Source organism: Flavobacterium sp. ZE23DGlu08 (assembly GCF_030505335.1).
GTDB lineage: Bacteria > Bacteroidota > Bacteroidia > Flavobacteriales > Flavobacteriaceae > Flavobacterium > Flavobacterium algoritolerans.
Genome location: NZ_CP130045.1, coordinates 834,201 through 855,347 on the forward strand (window position 1 = coordinate 834,201; position 21,147 = coordinate 855,347).

General features: G+C 34.8%; 18 protein-coding genes. 13 read left to right on the forward strand and 5 right to left on the reverse strand.

What is annotated here, in order from left to right; genetic code table 11:
* Positions 1 to 125 precede the first annotated feature (125 nt).
* Positions 126 to 1,232 carry a Glu/Leu/Phe/Val dehydrogenase gene (locus Q1W72_RS03640; protein WP_099715974.1) on the reverse strand — a complete coding sequence of 369 codons (1,107 nt, stop codon included), beginning with the start codon at positions 1,230 to 1,232 and terminating at the stop codon, positions 126 to 128.
* 200 nt (positions 1,233 to 1,432) lie between these two features.
* Here Q1W72_RS03640 and Q1W72_RS03645 point away from each other — a divergent pair, with 200 nt between their 5' ends.
* The 5 genes from Q1W72_RS03645 (at position 1,433) to Q1W72_RS03665 (ending at position 5,956) form a co-directional block, all read left to right on the forward strand.
* Entirely contained in the window at positions 1,433 to 3,193 is a 1,761-nt protein-coding gene (locus Q1W72_RS03645; RefSeq protein WP_302137408.1) for an ABC transporter ATP-binding protein, read from the forward strand.
* Between the two features lie 71 nt (positions 3,194 to 3,264).
* On the forward strand, positions 3,265 to 3,645 hold the full coding sequence (locus tag Q1W72_RS03650; protein WP_099715976.1) for a PUR family DNA/RNA-binding protein: 381 nt from the start codon (positions 3,265 to 3,267) through the stop codon (positions 3,643 to 3,645).
* A 90-nt stretch (positions 3,646 to 3,735) separates the two neighbouring features.
* Positions 3,736 to 4,560, forward strand: coding sequence for an alpha/beta hydrolase (locus Q1W72_RS03655; RefSeq protein ID WP_302137409.1), 825 nt, complete (start codon positions 3,736 to 3,738; stop codon positions 4,558 to 4,560).
* Between the two features lie 5 nt (positions 4,561 to 4,565).
* On the forward strand, positions 4,566 to 5,390 hold the full coding sequence (locus Q1W72_RS03660) for a sulfurtransferase (RefSeq protein ID WP_302137410.1): 825 nt from the start codon (positions 4,566 to 4,568) through the stop codon (positions 5,388 to 5,390).
* A 17-nt stretch (positions 5,391 to 5,407) separates the two neighbouring features.
* Positions 5,408 to 5,956: an alpha/beta hydrolase gene (locus Q1W72_RS03665; protein ID WP_302137411.1), complete on the forward strand. Its 549-nt coding sequence runs from the start codon at positions 5,408 to 5,410 to the stop codon at positions 5,954 to 5,956.
* 1 nt (position 5,957) lies between these two features.
* Here the strand turns inward: Q1W72_RS03665 and Q1W72_RS03670 are convergent, their stop codons facing one another.
* From Q1W72_RS03670 to Q1W72_RS03680, 3 genes are all read right to left on the reverse strand, one after another.
* A complete protein-coding gene (locus Q1W72_RS03670; protein WP_099715980.1) occupies positions 5,958 to 6,293 on the reverse strand; it encodes a tRNA-binding protein in 336 nt (111 codons plus the stop codon).
* Between the two features lie 335 nt (positions 6,294 to 6,628).
* Positions 6,629 to 7,561 (reverse strand): peptidylprolyl isomerase, encoded by a 933-nt coding sequence (locus Q1W72_RS03675; RefSeq protein WP_302137412.1) that lies wholly within the window; start codon positions 7,559 to 7,561, stop codon positions 6,629 to 6,631.
* Positions 7,562 to 7,893: 332 nt separating this feature from the next.
* Complete coding sequence (locus tag Q1W72_RS03680) at positions 7,894 to 10,020, reverse strand: M3 family metallopeptidase (protein ID WP_302137413.1); 2,127 nt, start codon at positions 10,018 to 10,020, stop codon at positions 7,894 to 7,896.
* Positions 10,021 to 10,226: 206 nt separating this feature from the next.
* Between Q1W72_RS03680 and trmD the strand changes: the two genes are divergently transcribed.
* From trmD to Q1W72_RS03710, 6 genes are all read left to right on the forward strand, one after another.
* On the forward strand, positions 10,227 to 10,904 hold the full coding sequence (trmD, locus tag Q1W72_RS03685; RefSeq protein ID WP_074723946.1) for a tRNA (guanosine(37)-N1)-methyltransferase TrmD: 678 nt from the start codon (positions 10,227 to 10,229) through the stop codon (positions 10,902 to 10,904).
* A 172-nt stretch (positions 10,905 to 11,076) separates the two neighbouring features.
* Positions 11,077 to 11,427 (forward strand): 50S ribosomal protein L19, encoded by a 351-nt coding sequence (gene rplS / locus Q1W72_RS03690; RefSeq protein WP_073354306.1) that lies wholly within the window; start codon positions 11,077 to 11,079, stop codon positions 11,425 to 11,427.
* Between the two features lie 265 nt (positions 11,428 to 11,692).
* On the forward strand, positions 11,693 to 13,915 hold the full coding sequence (locus tag Q1W72_RS03695; RefSeq protein ID WP_302137414.1) for an NADP-dependent isocitrate dehydrogenase: 2,223 nt from the start codon (positions 11,693 to 11,695) through the stop codon (positions 13,913 to 13,915).
* 182 nt (positions 13,916 to 14,097) lie between these two features.
* Positions 14,098 to 16,443, forward strand: coding sequence for a TonB-dependent receptor (locus Q1W72_RS03700; protein ID WP_302137917.1), 2,346 nt, complete (start codon positions 14,098 to 14,100; stop codon positions 16,441 to 16,443).
* A gap of 40 nt (positions 16,444 to 16,483) precedes the next feature.
* Positions 16,484 to 17,305: a DUF4249 domain-containing protein gene (locus tag Q1W72_RS03705; RefSeq protein WP_302137415.1), complete on the forward strand. Its 822-nt coding sequence runs from the start codon at positions 16,484 to 16,486 to the stop codon at positions 17,303 to 17,305.
* A gap of 47 nt (positions 17,306 to 17,352) precedes the next feature.
* Positions 17,353 to 18,015 carry a thiamine diphosphokinase gene (locus tag Q1W72_RS03710; protein ID WP_099715986.1) on the forward strand — a complete coding sequence of 221 codons (663 nt, stop codon included), beginning with the start codon at positions 17,353 to 17,355 and terminating at the stop codon, positions 18,013 to 18,015.
* Between the two features lie 3 nt (positions 18,016 to 18,018).
* On the opposite strand, the gene Q1W72_RS03715 is transcribed toward Q1W72_RS03710, so the two are convergent.
* Positions 18,019 to 18,885, reverse strand: a complete 867-nt coding sequence (locus Q1W72_RS03715; protein ID WP_302137416.1) for an alpha/beta fold hydrolase — start codon at positions 18,883 to 18,885, stop codon at positions 18,019 to 18,021.
* A gap of 156 nt (positions 18,886 to 19,041) precedes the next feature.
* On the opposite strand from Q1W72_RS03715, the gene rlmF reads away from it, so the two are divergent.
* Together rlmF and Q1W72_RS03725 are read left to right on the forward strand one after the other, a co-directional pair.
* Positions 19,042 to 20,019, forward strand: a complete 978-nt coding sequence (gene rlmF, locus Q1W72_RS03720) for a 23S rRNA (adenine(1618)-N(6))-methyltransferase RlmF (RefSeq protein ID WP_302137417.1) — start codon at positions 19,042 to 19,044, stop codon at positions 20,017 to 20,019.
* Positions 20,020 to 20,497: 478 nt separating this feature from the next.
* Positions 20,498 to 21,106, forward strand: a complete 609-nt coding sequence (locus tag Q1W72_RS03725; RefSeq protein ID WP_302137418.1) for an RNA polymerase sigma factor — start codon at positions 20,498 to 20,500, stop codon at positions 21,104 to 21,106.
* Positions 21,107 to 21,147 lie beyond the last annotated feature (41 nt).

Below are 21,147 nucleotides of genomic sequence, written 5' to 3' on the forward strand. Positions count from 1 at the left end.
GCAAAAATAAGTATTTCATTTTTTAAAATAAAATATATAATCGCTTATTTTAAAGTTTTCAATCAGCAGCATTCAGTGAACGGCAATAAATTGCTCACTGAATACTGATAACTGAGTACTATTTTTTACTTTTTACTGTTTTCTATTTTTCTTTGATTGATGCGATTTTGAGCAATAGTCAAAGCAGCATGATGTGTTGTCATCTTGTTAGCAATGGCAAAATCAAATATTTCTAATGTAGTGTTATAGATATTTTCTGTTTTACGCATAATCTCCGCTTTGTCATAATGCGCTAATTCAGCATACACATTGATAATTCCACCTGCATTAATCAAGAAATCCGGAGCATAAAGAATGCCTCTTTCCTGTAGAATTGCACCATGAACATTCTCATCAGCCAATTGATTATTAGCAGCACCAGCAATTACTTTTGCTTTGATTTTATAAACTGTATTGTCATTTAATGTTGCTCCCATCGCACAAGGCGCATAAATATCAACATCTGCACTGTACAAATCTTCTCCTCTGAAAATTTCTGCATTGTACTTCGCTCCCACTTCATACAATCTATCTTCATTGATATCCGAAATGGTTACTATCGCTCCCTCTTTTGTCAAATAATCAACTAAAGTTTCGCCAACGTGACCAATTCCTTGAACCAAAACTTTCTTGCCACTCAAAACATCAGAACCAAATTGTTGTTTTGCAGCCGCTTTCATACCTAAATACACACCGTAAGCTGTAACAGGTGATGGATTCCCAGAACCACCTCTTGATTCAGAAATTCCGGTAACATAAGGCGTTACATCTCTAACGATATCCATATCTGCGGTTTCCATTCCTACATCTTCAGCCGTAATATATCTTCCGCTTAAAGAATGTACAAATTCACCAAACTTACGCATCAACTCAGGAGTTTTTTGCGTTTTAGCATCTCCAATAATCACTGCTTTTCCTCCACCAATATTCAATCCTGTAATCGCTGCCTTATAAGTCATACCGCGAGAAAGACGCAATACATCGTTCAATGCTTCCCATTCATTTGCATAATTATACATTCGAGTACCACCTAAAGCTGGTCCCATAACCGAATTATGAATACCAATAATTGCTTTTAAACCTGTATCTTTGTCGTTGCAAAATACAATTTGTTCGTGATCATCAAATGATAATTGACCAAAAACGGGATCCATTTTTTGAAGTTCCTTTCCAGTTGTGAAAGCTGCATTCATAGTGTAAGTTTTTATAGTGATAAATTACGAATTCGTCAAAAAGACAATCCAAATTTAAACAAAAAATGAATATGTATTGATTTTTTGTTTAAAAATTATCAAATCAATAATTTAGCTCGCTAGCAATTCAACATTAAAATTATTAAAAAATACAATTATTTTAAAAAATAAAATCATTTCAACATAGAATATCTTAAAAAATGAAAGAATTACGTTATTTAAATAAATATTTCGTCAAATACAAATACAGCTTCTTACTGGGAATTATTTTTACCATTATCGCACAAATATTCATGCTTTTCACACCCAAGTTGATTAGCAAATCATTCAAGGTCATTGAGGCTTTCGCCAAAGATAAAACCGTAGCCAAATCAGTTATTCACGAAGAATTAATTTCGAATATCCTATTGATTATTGCTACTACAATTATTGCCGGGTTTCTTACTTTCTTAATGAGACAAACTTTAATTGTGATGTCACGCCACATAGAATTTGATTTAAAAAACGAAGTATTCCGTCAATATGAGAATCTTTCGCAGAACTTCTACAAGCAAAATCGAACTGGAGATTTAATGAACCGAATCAGTGAGGACGTTTCTAAGGTAAGAATGTACGTTGGACCAGCCGTAATGTATACCATAAATACCGTCATTCGTTTTGCAATAGTAATTGTCTATATGTATAATGTATCGCCAATATTGACTTTATACACATTACTTCCTTTACCAATTTTATCATACGCTATTTTCAAACTGAGTTCCGAAATCAATGTAAGAAGCACCATTTTTCAACAATATTTATCTAAAGTTTCCAGTTTTTCACAAGAAATATTTTCAGGAATCCGAGTGATAAAAGCCTATTCATTAGAAAACCAACATCAAAATAATATGGTGAATTTAGCCAATGAAAGCAAAAGTAAAAGCTTGAATTTGGCCAAAGTGCAATCCTTATTTGGACCGTTAATGTTGGCACTGATAGGAATCAGTAACTTAGTTGTAATTTATTTTGGTGGTTTAATGTACATCAACGGCTCTATAAAAAGCATTGGAACAATTGCCGAATTTATTTTGTACGTCAATATGCTTACTTGGCCTGTAGCATCTTTAGGTTGGGTTTCTTCAATGGTTCAAGAGGCCGAAGCTTCTCAAAAAAGGTTGAATGAATTCCTTAAAATCGAACCGGAGATAAAAAATAAAAATCTGAATAAATCAGTGATTGAAGGTTCTATTTCTTTCGAAAATGTAAGCTATACTTACGAAGATACTAATATCAAAGCGTTGCAAAACATTTCTTTCACCGTAAAAAAAGGAGAAACTTTAGCTATTCTAGGAAAAACAGGCTCCGGAAAATCTACTATTTTATCCCTAATTTCCAGAATGTATGATGTAACAGATGGAAAAATAACCATTGACGGAAGCGAAATAAGCACCGTTAATCTTTTTGATTTGCGAAACAGCATTGGTATCGTTCCGCAAGATGCGTTCTTATTTTCAGACAGCATCAAGAATAATATCATGTTTGGCAAAGAGAATGCGACTATGCAAGAAGTGGAATCAGCCTCTAAAAGTGCCGTTGTCCATGACAATATTATGGGCTTTAATAAACAATACGAAACCATTCTTGGCGAAAGAGGAATTACACTTTCCGGAGGTCAAAAACAAAGGGTCTCTATTGCAAGAGCAATTATTAAGAATCCTCCTATTTTACTTTTTGACGATTGTTTATCTGCAGTAGATACAGAAACCGAAGAAACTATATTAAACAACTTGTATGAAATTTGCAAAGACAAAACAACTATAATTGTAAGCCATCGTGTCTCATCTGCTAAAAATGCCGATAGAATAATCATCATCGAAAAGGGTGAAATTATACAACAAGGTTCTCATAATCAATTGATAAATCAAGAAGGCTATTATGCCGCTTTGTATTTGAAACAACTTTCAGAAAAAGAAATGCTATAATTGTTGGATAATACATATATTTTTTAGATTTTTGGATACTACTTAACAACCATAAATTGATAGAAAGGATTATGAGAGAACATGACATGTTAGAAAAAGAAGAGATATTTTCTAAAGTTTTAAGAGCTGGAAGAAGAACTTATTTCTTTGATGTGAGAGCGACAAAAGCAGATGATTATTACATTACCATTACCGAAAGCAAAAAATTCACTGAAGAAGATGGATCATTCCATTTCAAAAAACATAAAATCTATTTATACAAAGAAGATTTTGCTGCTTTTGCAGAGATTCTTGGCGAAATGACTTCTTATGTTTTGAACCACAAAGGCGAAGAAGTAATTTCAGAAAGACACCAAAAAGATTTCAAAAAAGAATATGCATCTGAGAAATCAGATGATGAAATTATACCACAAACATCAACGTTCACTGATATTGAATTTGATGATATTTAATTTTTAGTTCCCTACTTACAAAAGTAAAAAGTCCAAAAGTCATTTGATTTTTGGACTTTTTTTGTACATTTAAAAAATAAATGATGCCAAATGAAAAACGTTTCTCTTTTTGTATTGCTGTTCTTTTTCGGGTTTACTATATCAGCTCAAAAACTAGAATATACAACACAAACCAATCTTCCTTATTACACAGAAGCCATCAATAAATCAGATGCATACATAAAAGAACGATGTGTACTAGACGTATATTACCCAAAAAATAGTCCGGGATTTGCAACCGTGATTTGGTTTCATGGCGGTGGATTAACTGGTGGAAACAAAGAACTTCCTGAAGGACTAAAAAACCAGGGAATAGCAGTTATTTCAGTCAATTATCGCTTGGGTCCAAAAGTAAGTGCCCCAAAATATATTGAGGATGCGGCAGCTGCTGTAGCTTGGGTTTTTAAAAATATCCCTGCATTTGGTGGAGATGAATCTTTGATTTTTGTATCCGGTCATTCTGCAGGTGGATATCTGGCAAGCATGATAGGTTTAGATAAAAAATGGCTGAACACTCAGGGAATCGATGCCAATAAAATAGCGGGTCTTATTCCTCTTAGCGGACAGGCAATTACTCATTTTTTAGTTCGAAAAGAACGCGGTATTGCAGATACGCAGCCGGTAATAGATGATTTAGCACCACTTTTTCACGTTCGCGCAGATGCTCCTCCTTTATTACTAATAACCGGAGATCGTGAATTAGAAATGTTAGGCCGTTATGAAGAAAACGCTTATTTAATGCGCATGATGAAAATTGCTGGACACAAAAACACGAAACTATATGAATTAGACGGATTTGGTCACAACATGACAGAACCCGCTTTTCCTTTATTGCTTAATGAAGTCCGAAGAATTACTAAGGAAAAGAAACACTAAAACAAATGACAGAACCAATCATAAGTGTCGCATGGCTTCAAGCTAATCTTAAAAATCCAAATGTAATAATCCTCGATGCCAGTTTAAAAGAGAATCAATCCAATTTAAAAACTGGCTTAGAAAATATCCAAATTAAAGGTGCCCGATTTTTTGACATAAAGAACACCTTCAGTGATACTGCCAACCCATTACCCAATACACTTCCGAGTCCCAAGCAGTTTGAAACAGAAGCTAAAAAACTAGGAATTAATAAGAACAGTACTATTGTAGTCTATGACAACTTGGGTATTTATTCGAGTCCAAGAGCTTGGTGGCTGTTTAAAATAATGGGACATCAAAATGTTGCTGTTTTAGATGGCGGGTTACCCGAATGGGTAAAAGAAAGTTATTCTGTTGAAGAAATACCGAAAAATCCAATCTATGCCCTTGGAGATTTTGAAGCCAAATTTATCCCAGAATTAGTAAAAAGTAAAGAACAAATTCTAGAAAACATACAAACCAAAGATGCGATTTTGATTGATGCACGTGCAGAAAACCGATTCAAAGGAATTGGCGATGAGCCCAGACCTGGATTACGAAGCGGTCATATTCCCGGTTCTATAAATATTCCGTACACACAGCTTTTACAAAACGGAAAATTTTTACCAAAAGAAGAATTAGTTACTATCCTAAAAACTGACGATAAACCGCTAATATTCACTTGCGGTTCCGGAGTTACAGCCTGTATTGATTTAATTGCCTACGAATTGATTGGTAAAAATCCGAAATCAGTCTATGATGGTTCTTGGACAGAATGGGGACAACTGGAGAATCTTCCAATAGAGAAATAGCCTAACTTTTTTAAAATATGGAACCAAAATTATTGATCCTAACAGGACTTGGAGATTCAGGAGAGAATCATTGGCAAAGTTATTGGCTGCGAAAATTTGACAACTCAACTAAGCTTATTCAGGATAATTGGGAAGAACCTCAACTTAATAACTGGCTTACTAATCTCAATAAAACAATCCAAAAATTAGACACTCCAACTGTTTTAGTAGCGCATAGTCTAGCGGTTTCAATGGTTGTACATTGGGCTTCCGCCAATAGTAATCAGAATATTATAGGCGCTTTGCTCGTTGCTCCTGCCGATGTTGATTCGGCTGAACATACACCTGAGGTAACTTGGAACTTTTCTCCTATACCAAAATCAAAACTTAATTTCCCTTCGATAGTCATCAGCAGCGAAAACGACCCTTATATTTCAATCGAAAGAGCCGGATATTTAGCCCAAAAATGGGGCAGTGATTTTATCAACGTAGGCCAAAAAGGACACATCAATTCTGAATCTAATTTAGAATATTGGGAAGAAGGACAGTTGATTTTGCAACAGTTACTAAATAAAACGAATTCCTAGTTTACCCAATTCGCAATCCATTTTCTATTTTAAAATCAGGAGCCAGCAAAATCACATCCCCTTCATCTCCTACTGCTCCCAACACCAAGCACTCGCTCATAAATTTTCCGATTTGTTTTTTAGGAAAATTGACTACGGCAACCATTTGTCTGTTGAGTAAATCTTCTTTTTGGTAACGTTTCGTTATTTGTGCAGATGTTTTTCGGATTCCGATTTCAGAACCAAAATCAATCGTCAATTGATACGCTGGCTTTCGGGCTTCAGGAAAATCATTAACTTCCAAAATAGTTCCTACACGCATTTCTACTCTTTCAAATTCAGACCAAGTTAGTTCCATAGATTTTATTTAGTGTTACATTTAACAATTTTAAAAAACTAAATTAAGGTTTTTAAAAATAATAAAACAGCCTTAACTTAAAAAACAAAGATTTTAAGGACACAAAACCGCATTAAATAAATTCACGGAAGAAAGTGTCATTCCTGAATTTTATTTAAAATTTGAACTTTTAGGAGTGATTGTAAATAATTTTAATACTTCAAGAGTCAAAAAAAACCTTAAAAACAACACGCCAATTTATTCGTAAAAAGACATCGAAAACTCTATTTTACACGGCAAAAAAAATCCCAAAACTTTCGTTTCAGGATTTTTTAATTTTATATGAATCGTTTAAACTATTTAACGTCCATTAACTCTACGTCAAAAATCAAAGTAGCATTTGGTGGAATTGCTCCTCCAGCACCACGAGATCCGTAACCCAAATGAGCCGGAATCACAAAACGTGCTTTGTCACCTACGCGTAACAAGGCAATCCCTTCGTCCCAACCTTCAATAACGTTACCTCTTCCTAATGGAAATTCAATTGGTTTTTTACGAGGATATGAACTGTCAAAAACTTTTCCGTCAGGAAGTTGCCCTGTATAATGTACAGAAACTGTTTTTCCGTTCTCTGCTTTTTTACCTTCACCTCTTTGGATGAATTGGTAACGCAAACCGCTTTCAGTTTTTTCAAAACCAGCAGCCAATTTTTCCATAGCCGCTTCAGCATCTGCTCTTAAAGCTGCATCACGCTTGTTACGAGCTCCTTTGAAAGTGATAAAAGCTTCGATTGCATTCCAATTTTTAGCTTCTTCTCCTACTCTAACAATCTCTAAAGACTCTAAAACATCCCCTTGAGCAACAGCATCAACAATATCTTGACCTTCTACCACGTGTCCAAAAACAGTATGTTTGTTATCCAACCATTCTGTTGGGATGTGTGTAATGTAGAATTGAGAACCGTTTGTTCCAGGCCCTGAATTAGCCATTGCCAAAACTCCCGGACGATCGTGTTTCAAACTTGGATGAAACTCATCATCAAATTTATACCCTGGATCTCCAGTTCCTGTTCCTTGTGGACAACCACCTTGAATCATGAAATCAGGAATTACTCTGTGGAATTTTAATCCGTCATAAAATTTAACCCCTTGTGGTTTTACTTTATTTTCTAAATTTCCTTCTGCCAATCCTACGAAATTCCCCACTGTACCAGGAGTCAAATCGTGTGTTAGTTTTACTAAAATAGCACCTTTAGAGGTGTTGAATTTAGCATATATTCCGTTTTCCATGTTTTTTAATTTTTATTGAAGGGCAAATTTACGAAATTAATTTTAAAAAGGGAATTGGGAGATTCGTTGATTTGACTATTTGAAAGTTTGCAAATTATTTAGACTTTTTTAGATAATTATAATCTTTTCCGCTACGCAAATTAGGTTCTTTAAATCTCCTAATTCCACTACATCCTAGCCCAGATTGAAACAACATCCTTTTCTTGCTTTCTTTAAGCAAGGAAAGATAGCGTGTAAAGCTGGAAATAGCTCCTGAACTAAATTCAGAATAAATCCTAAAAAAAAATGACATCCTTACGAATGTCATTTTAATTATTTATACCAAAATTTTATTATTTCACTAATAAACCCGCGTTTCTCAAATACGGTTCTATTTGCATGTCATGCCCAATAAAATCCTTGAAGGCTTTGTTTAAATCGACACTATTACCCACTGATAAAATGTATTTCCTGAAACGCTCACAATTGGCTCTTGTCATACCACCATTGGCCTGCATCCAATCGAAAGCATTATAATCTAATGTTTTTGACCAAGTATACGCATAATATCCTGCTGAATATCCTCCGCCCCAAATGTGGGCAAAATAAAGCGTGTGGTATCTTGTTGGAACTTCATTTACCAACAAACCGTATTTTTGCAACGCTTCTTTTTCGAAAACTAAAGTCGGTTTGAAATCCGATTCTTTTTCGACACTATGCCAAGCCATATCTAGCGTTGCCGCTGCTAAAAGCTCCGTTACTACGTATCCTTTATTAAAGGTATCGGCTTTTTTAATTTTATCAATTAACTCCTGAGGAATGGCTTGTTTGGTTTGATAATGTATTGCATAGTTTTTTAAAACCAAAGGATCCAATGCCGCATGCTCATTGATTTGGGAAGGAAACTCCACATAATCACGCGGTACAGATGTCCCTGAAAGCGTTACATACTGCTGGTTTGCAAACAATCCGTGTAAAGTATGTCCGAACTCATGAAACAGTGTAGTTACATCATCAAAACTAATCAAGGATGGATTTCCTCCGGCTGGTTTTGAGAAATTATAGACATTGACAATAACTGGTTTTTGCTTTAAATAATGCGACTGATTCACAAAATTACTCATCCAAGCACCACCGTTTTTATTGTCTCGGGTGTAAAAATCTAAATAATATATCGCAATTGATTTTCCGTCATTATCATATACTTCATACACTTTTACATCCGGATGATAGACCGGCAAATCATTCCTTTCTTTAAACGTGATGCCATACATTTGTTGTGCTGCGAAAAACACGCCTTTTTCTAAAACAGTACTAATTTCGAAATACGGTTTTATTTGGCTTTCATCTAAATCATATTTTGCTTTACGCACTTGCTCTGAATAAAAGTTCCAATCCCAAGGCTCTAATTTAAATCCTCCGTTTTGTGAATCAATCAAATCTTGAATTTCCTTGGCTTCTACTTTTGCTTTTACAACTGCCGGACCTGCAATTTTCGCCAATAAATCCATCGCTGGTGCTGGTGATTGCGCCATTTGATCTTGTAATTTCCATTCGGCGAAACTTTTCTTACCCATTAAATTTGCTTTTTGCAAACGCAATCTTGCCATTCGTTCTATTACTTCACGAGTATCACCATCATCATTTTTTTCGGCACGATTCCATGATGCCTTGAATATCTTTTCTCTTGTGGCTCTATTAGTAAGACTTTGCAATAATGGTTGCTGTGTCGTGTTTAACAATCCTATTAAATATTTTCCGTCTTGCCCCGCTTCTGTAGCTTTTGCTTTTGCAGCAGCGATTTCATCAGCACTTAAACCCGCTAAATCATTTACATTGTCAAATAAAACGGCTCCGTTTTTTCGGGCAATCAATAATTTATTACCAAAGAGCGTGCTCAAACTCGCTAACTCTTCATTGATTTTTTTCATTTTATCTTTATCCGTAGCTGATAAATTTGCTCCGGCTAATTCAAATTGTTGCAAATAATACTGTGTCAATTTTTTATCCTCTCCTTTTAAAGCTGCAATATTCAATGCCTTAAAACGATTGTACAGCTTACTGTTCAAATAAATTTTATCATTATGAGCCGAAAAAATTGGAGCGTATTCCTCATCAATCGCTTGTAATGTCGGGTTAGTATTAGACCCCGTTAAATTATAAAAAACACCTGTTGCTCTCCCTAAATCCACACCACTGGTTTCTAATGCCAATACTGTATTTTGAAAAGTTGGTTTCGCCGGATTGTTTGCAATCTTTTCAATTTCTTGATCATGAATTTTTAAACCATATTCAAAAGCAGGTTTAAAATGTTCGTCTTTGATTAAATCAAAAGTCGGTGCTTGATACTGCAACGTACTTTTTTGTAAAAGAGGATTTGTCATCTTAACAGATTTGTTTTGTGCATAGAGTGTTTCAGTTTGTATAGAAGCGACTAAAAACAAGGAACTAGCAACAATTATTTTCGAAAAAATTTGCATAATTAAGTGGTTTATTTTTAAGACATAAAAGTAGTTGAAAAAAGCATAGTATGAAATAGTGCACTAAAGAATTAATCCCTGTTAAAAGTATCATTAGCTCAGCAAAAAACTAAAATAGTGTCTAAAAAAGTTTAATCATTGATTTGGTTATTTGAAAACCTCTGCAACTTTGTACCTTTGCACCTTTCAATCTAAGATTCAAAATTATGCGCATCGATATTGTTACCGTCCTCCCAGAATTATTGCGAAGTCCGTTTGAGGCTTCAATCATGAAACGCGCTATTGACAAAGGTTTAGTAGAGGTTCATTTTCATAACTTACGGGATTACACCACAAACAGACAAAAAAGTGTAGATGATTATCCCTATGGCGGTGGTGCTGGAATGGTCATGACGGTGCAACCTATTGATGCTTGTATTACCCATTTGAAAAGTGAAAGAACCTACGACGAGATCATTTATATGTCGCCGGACGGGGAAACCCTGAACCAGAAAATGGCGAATACGATGTCAATGTATGAAAATATCATTATCCTTTGCGGACATTATAAAGGTGTGGACCAACGCGTACGCGATCATTTTATCACCAAAGAAATATCAATTGGTGATTATGTATTGAGCGGAGGTGAATTAGGAGCTTTGGTATTATCGGATGCATTAATCCGATTGATTCCTGGTGTTTTAAGCGATGAAACCTCAGCATTGACCGATAGTTTTCAGGATGGATTATTGTCAGGACCTATATATACAAGACCAGCTGATTACAATGGATGGAAAGTTCCGGAGGTTTTGACCAGTGGGAATTTTGCCAAAATTGATAAATGGCGTGAAGATATGGCGTACGAACATACAAAGAACAGACGACCTGATTTACTGGAGGAGTAAAAATTTGTTTAAAGTTTTAGGTTTAAAGTTGGTATTCAAGAACTTCTAAACTTTAAACTAGAAAAACTTTAAACTTTAAACTTTTTTATTTACTTTTGCGCCCACATTAGTTCAACCTCTGGCGAGATCCGTGAATGTTGATTTAATACAAACCATAATTAAAAAAATTATCATGGCAGATTTAATGAAATTCGTTCAAGACGAATTCGTAACAAGAAAAGAATTCCCAGTTTTTGCAGCTGGAGACACTATTACCGTTTACTACGAAATTAGAGAGGGTGAAAAAACTAGAACTCAGTTTTTCAAAGGAGTTGTTATTCAAAGAAGAGGTTCTGCTAATACAGAAACTTTTACTATCCGTAAAATGTCAGGAGCTATTGGAGTTGAGCGTATCTTCCCAGTAAATCTTCCTGCTTTACAAAAAATTGAAATCAATAAGAAAGGTGCTGTACGTAGAGCTAGAATTTTCTACTTCAGAGAACTTACTGGTAAAAAAGCTAAAATTAAAGATAAAAGAAGATAGTTTACTGTCTCTTTATTATAAAAGTCCCAACATTGTTGGGACTTTTTTTGTTTAATATTTTCCTTATAAATTCCTAATTTAGGATTATTGAACCCATAAAACTAACAATATAAGAATAACAAGTTAGTAATCTTAAAATTCGTATTTTTCTACATAAAATCCACCTTCTATTACATCTGATTTTCATATATTTGTCCGCCTTATTTTAAGTGAAATACCTTATATAAGCTACATTTAACCGTGATTCGATTATAAAAATAAAAAAATGACACAGAAATCAAAAATTTTTTACACACTTACTGATGAAGCGCCTTTATTGGCAACTTATTCATTTTTACCTATTGTACAAGCATTTACATCAACTTCTGACATTGAAATTGAAACTAGAGACATTTCTTTAGCCGGAAGAATTTTAGCAAATTTCCCTGAATTTTTGACAGACGATCAAAAAACAGGAGATGCTTTATTAGAACTTGGACAATTAGCTACAACCCCAGAAGCTAATATCATAAAATTACCAAATGTATCGGCATCTGTTCCTCAATTAAAAGCGGCTATTGCTGAATTACAATCTCATGGTTATAATTTACCAAACTTCCCTGAAGAACCGCAAAACGAAGCAGAGACAACCATCAAAGCTAAATACTCAAAAATATTAGGTTCAGCTGTAAACCCTGTTTTACGCGAAGGAAACTCTGATCGTAGAGCTCCAAAAGCAGTAAAAAACTACGCTAAAGCAAACCCACATTCTATGGGAGCTTGGTCTGCTGACTCAAAAACACACGTAGCCTCTATGGAAAGCGGTGATTTTTACGGAAGTGAAAAATCAATAACTCTTGCAGATGCAACTGATGTAAAAATCGAATTCGTTGCTAAAGATGGCTCAACAACCGTCTTAAAAGCGAGTACTCCACTAAAATCAGGTGAAATAATCGATAGTTCAGTAATGAACTTGAACGCTTTAAAAACGTTTATTACCAAAACAATTGCAGAAGCAAAAAAATTAAACGTTTTACTTTCGGTTCACCTGAAAGCTACTATGATGAAAGTTTCTGATCCTATTATTTTTGGAGCAATCGTAGAAGTATATTTCGCCGCTGTTTTCGAAAAATACGCTGCCTTATTTAATGAATTGAATATTGATACCAGAAACGGTTTGGGTGATGTATATGCAAAAATTGCAGGACAACCAATGCAGGCTGAAGTAGAAGCTGCATTAAACCAAGCAATAGCAAACGGACCAGCATTGGCCATGGTAAATTCAGAAAAAGGAATTACTAATCTTCATGTTCCTTCGGATGTGATTGTGGATGCTTCTATGCCTGCCATGATTCGTACTTCAGGACAGATGTTCAATAAAGACGGAAAACAACAAGATACCGTAGCTATTATACCAGACAGAAGTTATGCTGGTGTTTATACTGCAACTATTGATTTTTGTAAAAAACACGGCGCTTTTGACCCAACTACCATGGGAAGTGTACCAAACGTAGGTTTGATGGCACAAAAAGCAGAAGAATATGGTTCTCATGACAAAACTTTCCAAATGACTGCTGACGGAGTGGTGCGTGTTGTAGACACGAATGGAAACGTTTTAATGGAACAAGCTGTTGAAGCTAAAGATATTTTCAGAATGTGTCAGGCAAAAGATGCTCCAATTCAAGACTGGGTTAAATTGGCTGTAAACAGAGCGCGTTTATCTAATACTCCCGCTATTTTTTGGTTGGATAATAATAGAGCACACGATAGAGAACTTATTGAAAAAGTTACAAAATATTTAAAAGATCACGATACTACCGGTTTAGACATTCAAATCCTGAATCCTATTGAAGCAACAAACTTCACATTGGAAAGAATCGTAAAAGGACTGGATACTATTTCTGTAACAGGAAACGTATTACGTGATTATTTAACAGACTTATTCCCAATTTTAGAAGTGGGAACATCAGCAAAAATGCTATCAATTGTTCCATTAATGAATGGTGGTGGTTTGTTTGAAACTGGTGCAGGTGGATCAGCTCCAAAACACGTTGAGCAATTTACTGCTGAAGGATATTTACGTTGGGATTCTCTTGGTGAGTTTTTGGCTTTAGGTGCTTCATTAGAGCATTTAGGACAAACTTTAAACAATTCTAAAGCAATTGTTTTAGCGGAAACTCTTGATGTTGCAACGGAGAAATTCTTAGCAACTGATAAATCCCCAGCACGTAAACTAGGAGGAATTGACAACCGTGGTTCTCATTTTTACTTAGCAATGTATTGGGCAGAGGCTTTGGCAGCACAAGATAAAGAGGCTGGATTAAAAGCGATCTTTACTCCTATTGCAGCAGAATTTACTGCAAATGAAGCCAAAATTAACGCCGAGTTAATTGCAGCACAAGGGAAACCACAAGACATTGGTGGTCATTACCAACCAAATCCTGAATTAACAAGCAAAGCAATGCGTCCAAGCGAAACGTTCAATACAATATTGGCAAAAATCGCTTAATAATTGCTTTATAAGTAATACTATTGAAAAGACGACTGGAAACGGTCGTCTTTTTTTTATATTAGCAATACCTTAACATCTGTTATAATGCAATTGAATTTCTATTTAATGTAATTTGCATTTCTTCCTTTCGATAAAATTTAAACAATGACTCCAAAGAAAATTATTACCTTTTTAGTTGTATTATTATCCTCGTTCTTTTCTTTGCCCAAGAGAAATTTACGCTAAGCGGAACTATTATTGATGCCAACAGCAATGAAACTTTAATAGGTGTCAATGTTGTAATTCCAGAACTAAAAACAGGCGTAACCACCAATGAATATGGATTTTACTCCATCACTGTTCCTCAAGGAAAATATACTGTACAAATAAGCTATTTGGGATATCAGACCATCGAGGAATCAATAAATCTGAACCAAAACATAAAAAACAATTTCAATTTATACAGTAATGAAACAGCATTGAAAGAAGTTATCATTACCGATAATAAAACAAAAATAGACATCAAGAAACCCGAAATGAGCGTTAATAAACTTTCTATTTCAACCATCAAGAAAATGCCTGTTGTTTTGGGTGAAGTCGATGTTTTAAAATCTATTTTATTACTTCCCGGAGTTACTAATGCTGGCGAAGGTGCCTCTGGTTTCAATGTTCGTGGTGGTGGAGCCGACCAGAATTTGATTCTATTGGACGAAGCAACTATATTCAACTCTTCGCATGTTTTTGGTTTTTTCTCTGTTTTTAATCCAGATGCCATCAAAGATTTAAAATTATACAAAGGAGGAATTCCAGCGCGTTATGGAGGAAGAGCTTCATCTGTTTTGGATATTTATCAAAAAGACGGCAACAGCAAAGGATTTCATGTCAATGGCGGAATCGGATTGATTTCCAGCAGGATTTTGGCCGAAGGACCATTGGTAAAAGACAAAGGTTCATTCCTTATTGGCGGTAGAAGTTCCTATGCGCATTTATTCCTGAAATTATCCGAAGAACAAAAAAACAACTCGGCATATTTTTATGATTTGAATACCAAGTTGAGTTATAAATTGGATGCTAACAACAGCCTGTATTTATCCGGTTATTTTGGACGGGACGTTTTCAGCCTGAATAAAAGCTTCACCAACATTTACGGAAATGCGACTTTAAACCTTCGTTGGAACCACTTGTTTTCTGAAAGATTATTTTCGAATTTATCTTTAATTTACAGCGATTATTATTACGGCCTGGATTTGGATTTTGTAGGTTTCAAATGGGATTCTGGCATTAAAAACTACAATATCAAATACGATTTCAAGAATTATATTTCGGATAAATTCAAATTGAATTACGGGATAAACGGAATTTATTACGAGTTCAACCCGGGAACTATTCAGCCATCTGATGCTGACTCTGGAATAAATTTTGATCAATTGGATAAAAAATATGCTTTTGAACCGGCACTTTATATCAATGCCGATCACGAAATATCCAGTAAAATAACACTTTCCTACGGACTTCGCTATAGTATGTTTTATCGCTTAGGACAATCTACCGTGAATATTTATGAAAATGACAATCCGGTAATCTTCAATTCAGAATTACAGATTTATGAAAAAGCAACTCCAATTAGCACCAAGTTCTACAATAGAAATAAAGTTATTCAAAGCTATAATTACTTGGAACCGCGATTTTCATTGGCGTATCAAATCAATGAAGACCAATCTGTAAAAGCAAGCTACAACAGAATGGTACAGTATTTACAACTAATTTCGAATACCTCATCACCTACTCCGCTTGATGTCTGGACGCCAAGCGATAGTTTTATCAAACCACAAATTGCCGATCAAGTGGCTTTGGGCTACTTTAAAAATTTCGAAAATGATATGTATTCACTTGAAGTAGAAACGTATTATAAAGAAGTGCAAAACCGATTGGATTATATTGATGGTGCTGATTTGATTGCCAATAAAGCCATTGAACAAATAATCCTGAACGGTCAATTAAGATCCTATGGTTTAGAAATTATGTTCCGAAAAAATGAAGGGAAATTTAACGGCTGGATTTCGTATACGCTATCCAAATCAGAGCAACAAACTCCCGGAAGAACGTCAATAGAAACCGGAATCAACAACGGTCAATGGTACAATTCAGTATATGACAAACTGCATAATATTGCCATAACCACTTCTTACAATTGGAATGAAAAATGGTCTTTTGGAGCTAATTTCGCCCTGCAAACCGGACAACCGGTAACGTATCCCGTTGGGCAATATGAATACTTAGGAATCAATGTACCCAGTTACGGACTGAGAAACGAGAATCGTCTTCCGGCATACCATCATCTGGATATTGCCGCTACTCTGACTCCAAGAAAAAACAAAAACAGAGAATGGAAAGGAGAATGGGTTTTTAGCATTTACAATTTGTACAATCGGAAAAATGCAGCCTCTATCAATTTTAGACAAAACTCAGATACCGGAAGCAATGAAGCTGTAAAAACTTCGATTTTTGGTATTGTTCCTGCGGTGAGTTATAATTTCAAATTTTAAGCTTCGAATTCAATAAAGCAAAGAAATAAAAAATAAAATCATGAAAAAAATAACACTATATCTGGTACTTTTCATTGCTGTTTTTTCGGCGAGTTGTGAAGATGTTGTCGAAGTAGATTTAGACAATGCACCACCAAAACTGGTTATTGAAGCAGCAATCAATTGGAGAAAAGGAACTTCAGGAAGCCAACAGAAAATAAAACTAACCACTACCACCGGATTTTACAGCACTGAAATTCCAAAAGTTTCCGGAGCAACAGTTTCCATTAAAAACAGCGCTAATGTAGTTTTCAATTTTTCCGAAATCCAAAAAACAGGCGAATATACTTGTGCTACTTTTGTACCGGTAATCAACGAAACCTATACACTGACAGTGATCAGCAATGGCAATACCTACACTGCTACCGAAACGTTGAAACCCGTTACGCCCATAACAAAAATTGTTCAAAACAACCAAGGTGGTTTTACTGGCACAGATATAGAAATTAAAACATTTTATCAAGATCCAGCAGGTGAATCGAATTATTACCTCTACAAATATGTGTATTCAAACCAAGTAAAATCAAACTATTATGTAGACCAAGATGAGTTTTTTAACGGAAACGAATTCTTCAGTATCTCGCAAAATGATGATTTAAAAAAAGACGATAAAATCGAAATAAGCCATTTTGGGATTTCTAAAGCATATTACAATTACATGAGTGTTTTAGTAAGTATTGCCGGTAATAATGGCGGCGGACCGTTTCAATCTCCGCCAGCAACCGTTAGAGGAAACATCATCAACACCACTGATGCGGCTAATTATCCATTAGGCTATTTTTCCCTTAGTGAAGTCGATATTAGAAATTACACTATCGAATAAGTATATTTGCATGTAATTTTCAATTCATAATTCATAATTAACCATTCATGTCTTCACATCATATCGTTCGCGACGACCAAGAACCTGCTTTAATCATTGCCAACGGCGCTTCCTGCAACCCGGAACTATTGGGTCAATTACTGGAATGGTCGCCACTTGTGGTAGTATTAGATTCGGCTATGGTGCGTGTTATGGAATTAGACATAAAAGTCGATGTGCTTTTAGGCGATTTTGACAGAGGATTTGATCCTGAAATTTACAGAACATCTCAATTTCCAATCGAAATCATTCATACACCGGACCAAAATAAAACCGATTTAGAAAAAGCTTTTGACTATTTAATCGAAAGAAAAATTCCCGCAGTAAATGTGGTTTGGGCAACTGGACGAAGAGCCGATCATACCATTACCAATCTTACCAACATCACACGATACAGAAATCTATTGAAAATTGTGATTCTGGACGATCACTCGAAAGTGTTTTTATTGCCTAAGAAATTCGAAAAATGGTACACGGCAAACACTCCTATTTCTTTAATTCCCATCGGTCACGTTACTGGAATTCATTCGGATAATTTATTTTATCCTTTGAAAGATGATAGTCTGACCATTGGTTACAGAACCGGAAGCAGCAATCATGTCATCAAGGACGGCATCGTAACAATAGAACATGACGAAGGCGATTTATTGATGATGGAATGTCTGGATTAGGACTTATTGAATAGTCAACAAAGCATTTCTCACAATTTCATAATGACTCCACGGGATAAAATGATTCGCTTTTTCGATCGTTATTGTATCCATTGATTTTGCATTGACAAACTTTTTTTGAATAAAGGCAACATTACTGTACGGTACCAAAACATCTTTAGTTCCATGAATAACGGTAACATCGCTAGTAATGTTTTTCAGTTCTGGCTCTAAGCCTACTAAATCTTGTTTCAGCCACCACAACTCATCATTAGACGGGCGCAATGCTCCGGGAATCAAATACCGCAAAGGCGAAACCTTGATAACGGTTCTCCATTTTTCTGGGTTTTCAGCTTTTGGGTCCAATGATCCAGCCAGAATTACTAATCGTTTGTACCAAGTTGGATTATCTACAGCTAATTTAGCCACAACTGGTCCGCCAACGGAATGTCCTACCAAAATTAGCGGCTTTTTATTATCGATTTTTTTTATAAACTCCGAAATTCTTTTAGATTGTACACTTAAATTTTGAGCATCCCCAAAATCACTGTACCCAAAACCAGGTCGATCAATAGCAATCATTCGGTATTTTTTCAACAATAAAGTGTCTTTAAGATATTCTTTAAAGGCATTCCAACTTCCTGGCGAACCGTGTACAAAAAACAATGTCGGATTTTGCGCATTACCCGTTTCTACATAATGAATTTTATAGCCTTCAAAAGCAATTGTTTTATCCTGAAATTCTATTTTTGATGGCGTAAAAAAAGTGATGGTTTCTTTATTCGAAAATCGCATCATCATACAAGACTGACACATTATGATATAGAAAAACATAAAACTGTAAGCTATGTATCTCTTTTTGAATTTAAATGAAGCGGGCATAAAAGTCATACTATTTGTATTTTTTATAAAAGTAACCGTTTTTATGTCTCAAAAAAGCGGCAATATTCTAATTTTATGATTTATTTTTTATTCGTTTAATAGGTCAAAGTCGTCTTTATGCGTTTACAAAATAGTTATGCCTATCTTTGCATCGAAATATAGAAAATGAAACCGAAAACGATTACCGAAAAGACTAATTTACATCCCAGAAATCTTGACAGATTTGGATATAATTTTGAGCAATTAATAGAAAAATCTCCTGAACTGCAGCATTTTGTTTCTATCAACGAGCATAATATCGAGACTATTGATTTTAGTAATCCTGATGCTGTAAAATCACTCAACAAAGCGTTATTATTATCGCATTATGACATTCAAAACTGGGATATTCCTAAAAATTATCTTTGCCCTCCCATTCCCGGAAGAGCGGATTATATTCATTATATCGCCGATTTATTAGCTTCTGGCAACAACGGAATCATTCCTGAAGGAGAAACTGTTCAAGGTTTAGACATTGGTGTTGGTGCGAATTGCATTTATCCTATAATTGGTAATTCAGCGTATGGATGGAGTTTTGTAGGAACTGATATCGATTTACAAGCAATTGAAAATTGCAGCGCCATCATTGAAAACAATCCAAAATTGATTGATGCCATCAGTTTACAACAACAAACGGAATCTCGTTTTATTTTTAAAAACATAATCACTCCCGAAGACAAGTTTACATTCACCATTTGCAATCCTCCTTTTCATGCTTCACAAGATGAAGCCACAAAAAGCACCGTTCGCAAAATAAATAATTTAGAAAATACCAAAACTACAACCCGAGGCGCAGCCGAAAGAAGCGAAACTAAACCTGTTTTAAATTTTGGTGGTCATAATGCTGAATTGTGGTGTGAAGGCGGCGAATTAGGTTTCGTTACCCAAATGATTTACGAAAGTGCAAAATATCCGATGCAGTGTTTATGGTTCACGACTTTAGTGTCTAAAAAAGAAAATCTTTCCAGTCTTTACAAAACATTAAACAAGGTTAGTGCTGTCGAAGTTAAAACGATTGATATGGCTCAAGGCCAAAAAACAAGCCGAATTGTAGCTTGGACTTTCCTGAGTGAAGCACAACAAAAAGCCTGGAAGTTCGAATAAAACTCCTATTCCGTTTTAGTATTCTATCCCACAATCATTCTTGATAGTCGGGATAATCCATATATTCCAATACTTTTTCACATTATTTACCTTAAATTATTTATTTAAAATCAAGGCATTAAAAAAAACCTCCATTATTAAATCTATAATTAAACTTCTAAAAATTTATTTTCTCGAAAAAAAAATACGTCTATCTATAAATAGTTGTATTTCTTCCTATTTTAAAGAACAAAAATGAATTTTAACATAAATTTGCGTAAATTTGGTAAAGAAATCTTTAAATAATTAAAAAGAAATTTCTTTTACGATGCATCAAAAAGCTAACTGAAAATCGTAATTCTCAAACCAAAAAAGCGCTTAAAATAAGATACTAACACCCCATTATTATTCTTTTTTATTTTATTTTTTTGGCATTTAATATCAAAAATACGTGTATCAAAATTTCGCATAAAACCAATGAACTAATTCAAAACAAATTGTGAAAAAGCAACTCTTACATACCGAAATACTTGAGGACTCCACACTTTGGAACAGCCTGAAGGAAGGGAATGAAAATGCTTTTTCAATACTTTTTAAAAGACATTATTCTCATTTAGTGCGTTATGGAAATTCATTTCTTCCTTTTCCTGAAAAAGTACAAGACTGTGTTCAAGATGTTTTTACAGATATTTGGATTTACAGAGACAAACTGAGTGATAAAGTGGTTGTAAAAGCCTATTTACTGGCGTGCGTTCGCAAGCGAATTATAAGATCACAAGAACGAGATCGTATTTTTCGCCTCAGTACTTCTATAGATACTGTTGAATTTTTATTTGATTTCTCCATTGAACACAACCTTATCTCAGATGAAACGACAGCTTCTAAAGTTTCGCATCTCAATCATCTGATAAATGATTTACCTTCTCGACAAAAAGAAGCCTTATATCTTCGTTATTCCCAAGAACTTACCGTAGACCAAATTGCCGATACACTTGACATTAATTATCAATCAGCAAACAACCTTTTACACCGCGCTTTGTTGAGCTTACGCAAAGAATGGAAAGGAAATATCTTCCTTATTTTAGTGCTGTTTTCATTTGCATTTTAAGCTACAAAAAATAAATTCAAAAAAATTTACGTTTTAGTGAG

Excerpts from the sequence above, each read along its gene's own strand:
- Q1W72_RS03640 (WP_099715974.1), bottom strand. The coding sequence starts at position 1,232 with ATGAATGCAGCTTTCACAACTGGAAAGGAACTTCAAAAAATGGATCCC.
- Q1W72_RS03645 (WP_302137408.1), top strand. The coding sequence starts at position 1,433 with ATGAAAGAATTACGTTATTTAAATAAATATTTCGTCAAATACAAATAC.
- Q1W72_RS03650 (WP_099715976.1), top strand. The coding sequence starts at position 3,265 with ATGAGAGAACATGACATGTTAGAAAAAGAAGAGATATTTTCTAAAGTT.
- Q1W72_RS03655 (WP_302137409.1), top strand. The coding sequence starts at position 3,736 with ATGAAAAACGTTTCTCTTTTTGTATTGCTGTTCTTTTTCGGGTTTACT.
- Q1W72_RS03660 (WP_302137410.1), top strand. The coding sequence starts at position 4,566 with ATGACAGAACCAATCATAAGTGTCGCATGGCTTCAAGCTAATCTTAAA.
- Q1W72_RS03665 (WP_302137411.1), top strand. The coding sequence starts at position 5,408 with ATGGAACCAAAATTATTGATCCTAACAGGACTTGGAGATTCAGGAGAG.
- Q1W72_RS03670 (WP_099715980.1), bottom strand. The coding sequence starts at position 6,293 with ATGGAACTAACTTGGTCTGAATTTGAAAGAGTAGAAATGCGTGTAGGA.
- Q1W72_RS03675 (WP_302137412.1), bottom strand. The coding sequence starts at position 7,561 with ATGGAAAACGGAATATATGCTAAATTCAACACCTCTAAAGGTGCTATT.
- Q1W72_RS03680 (WP_302137413.1), bottom strand. The coding sequence starts at position 10,020 with ATGCAAATTTTTTCGAAAATAATTGTTGCTAGTTCCTTGTTTTTAGTC.
- trmD (WP_074723946.1), top strand. The coding sequence starts at position 10,227 with ATGCGCATCGATATTGTTACCGTCCTCCCAGAATTATTGCGAAGTCCG.
- rplS (WP_073354306.1), top strand. The coding sequence starts at position 11,077 with ATGGCAGATTTAATGAAATTCGTTCAAGACGAATTCGTAACAAGAAAA.
- Q1W72_RS03695 (WP_302137414.1), top strand. The coding sequence starts at position 11,693 with ATGACACAGAAATCAAAAATTTTTTACACACTTACTGATGAAGCGCCT.
- Q1W72_RS03705 (WP_302137415.1), top strand. The coding sequence starts at position 16,484 with ATGAAAAAAATAACACTATATCTGGTACTTTTCATTGCTGTTTTTTCG.
- Q1W72_RS03710 (WP_099715986.1), top strand. The coding sequence starts at position 17,353 with ATGTCTTCACATCATATCGTTCGCGACGACCAAGAACCTGCTTTAATC.
- Q1W72_RS03715 (WP_302137416.1), bottom strand. The coding sequence starts at position 18,885 with ATGACTTTTATGCCCGCTTCATTTAAATTCAAAAAGAGATACATAGCT.
- rlmF (WP_302137417.1), top strand. The coding sequence starts at position 19,042 with ATGAAACCGAAAACGATTACCGAAAAGACTAATTTACATCCCAGAAAT.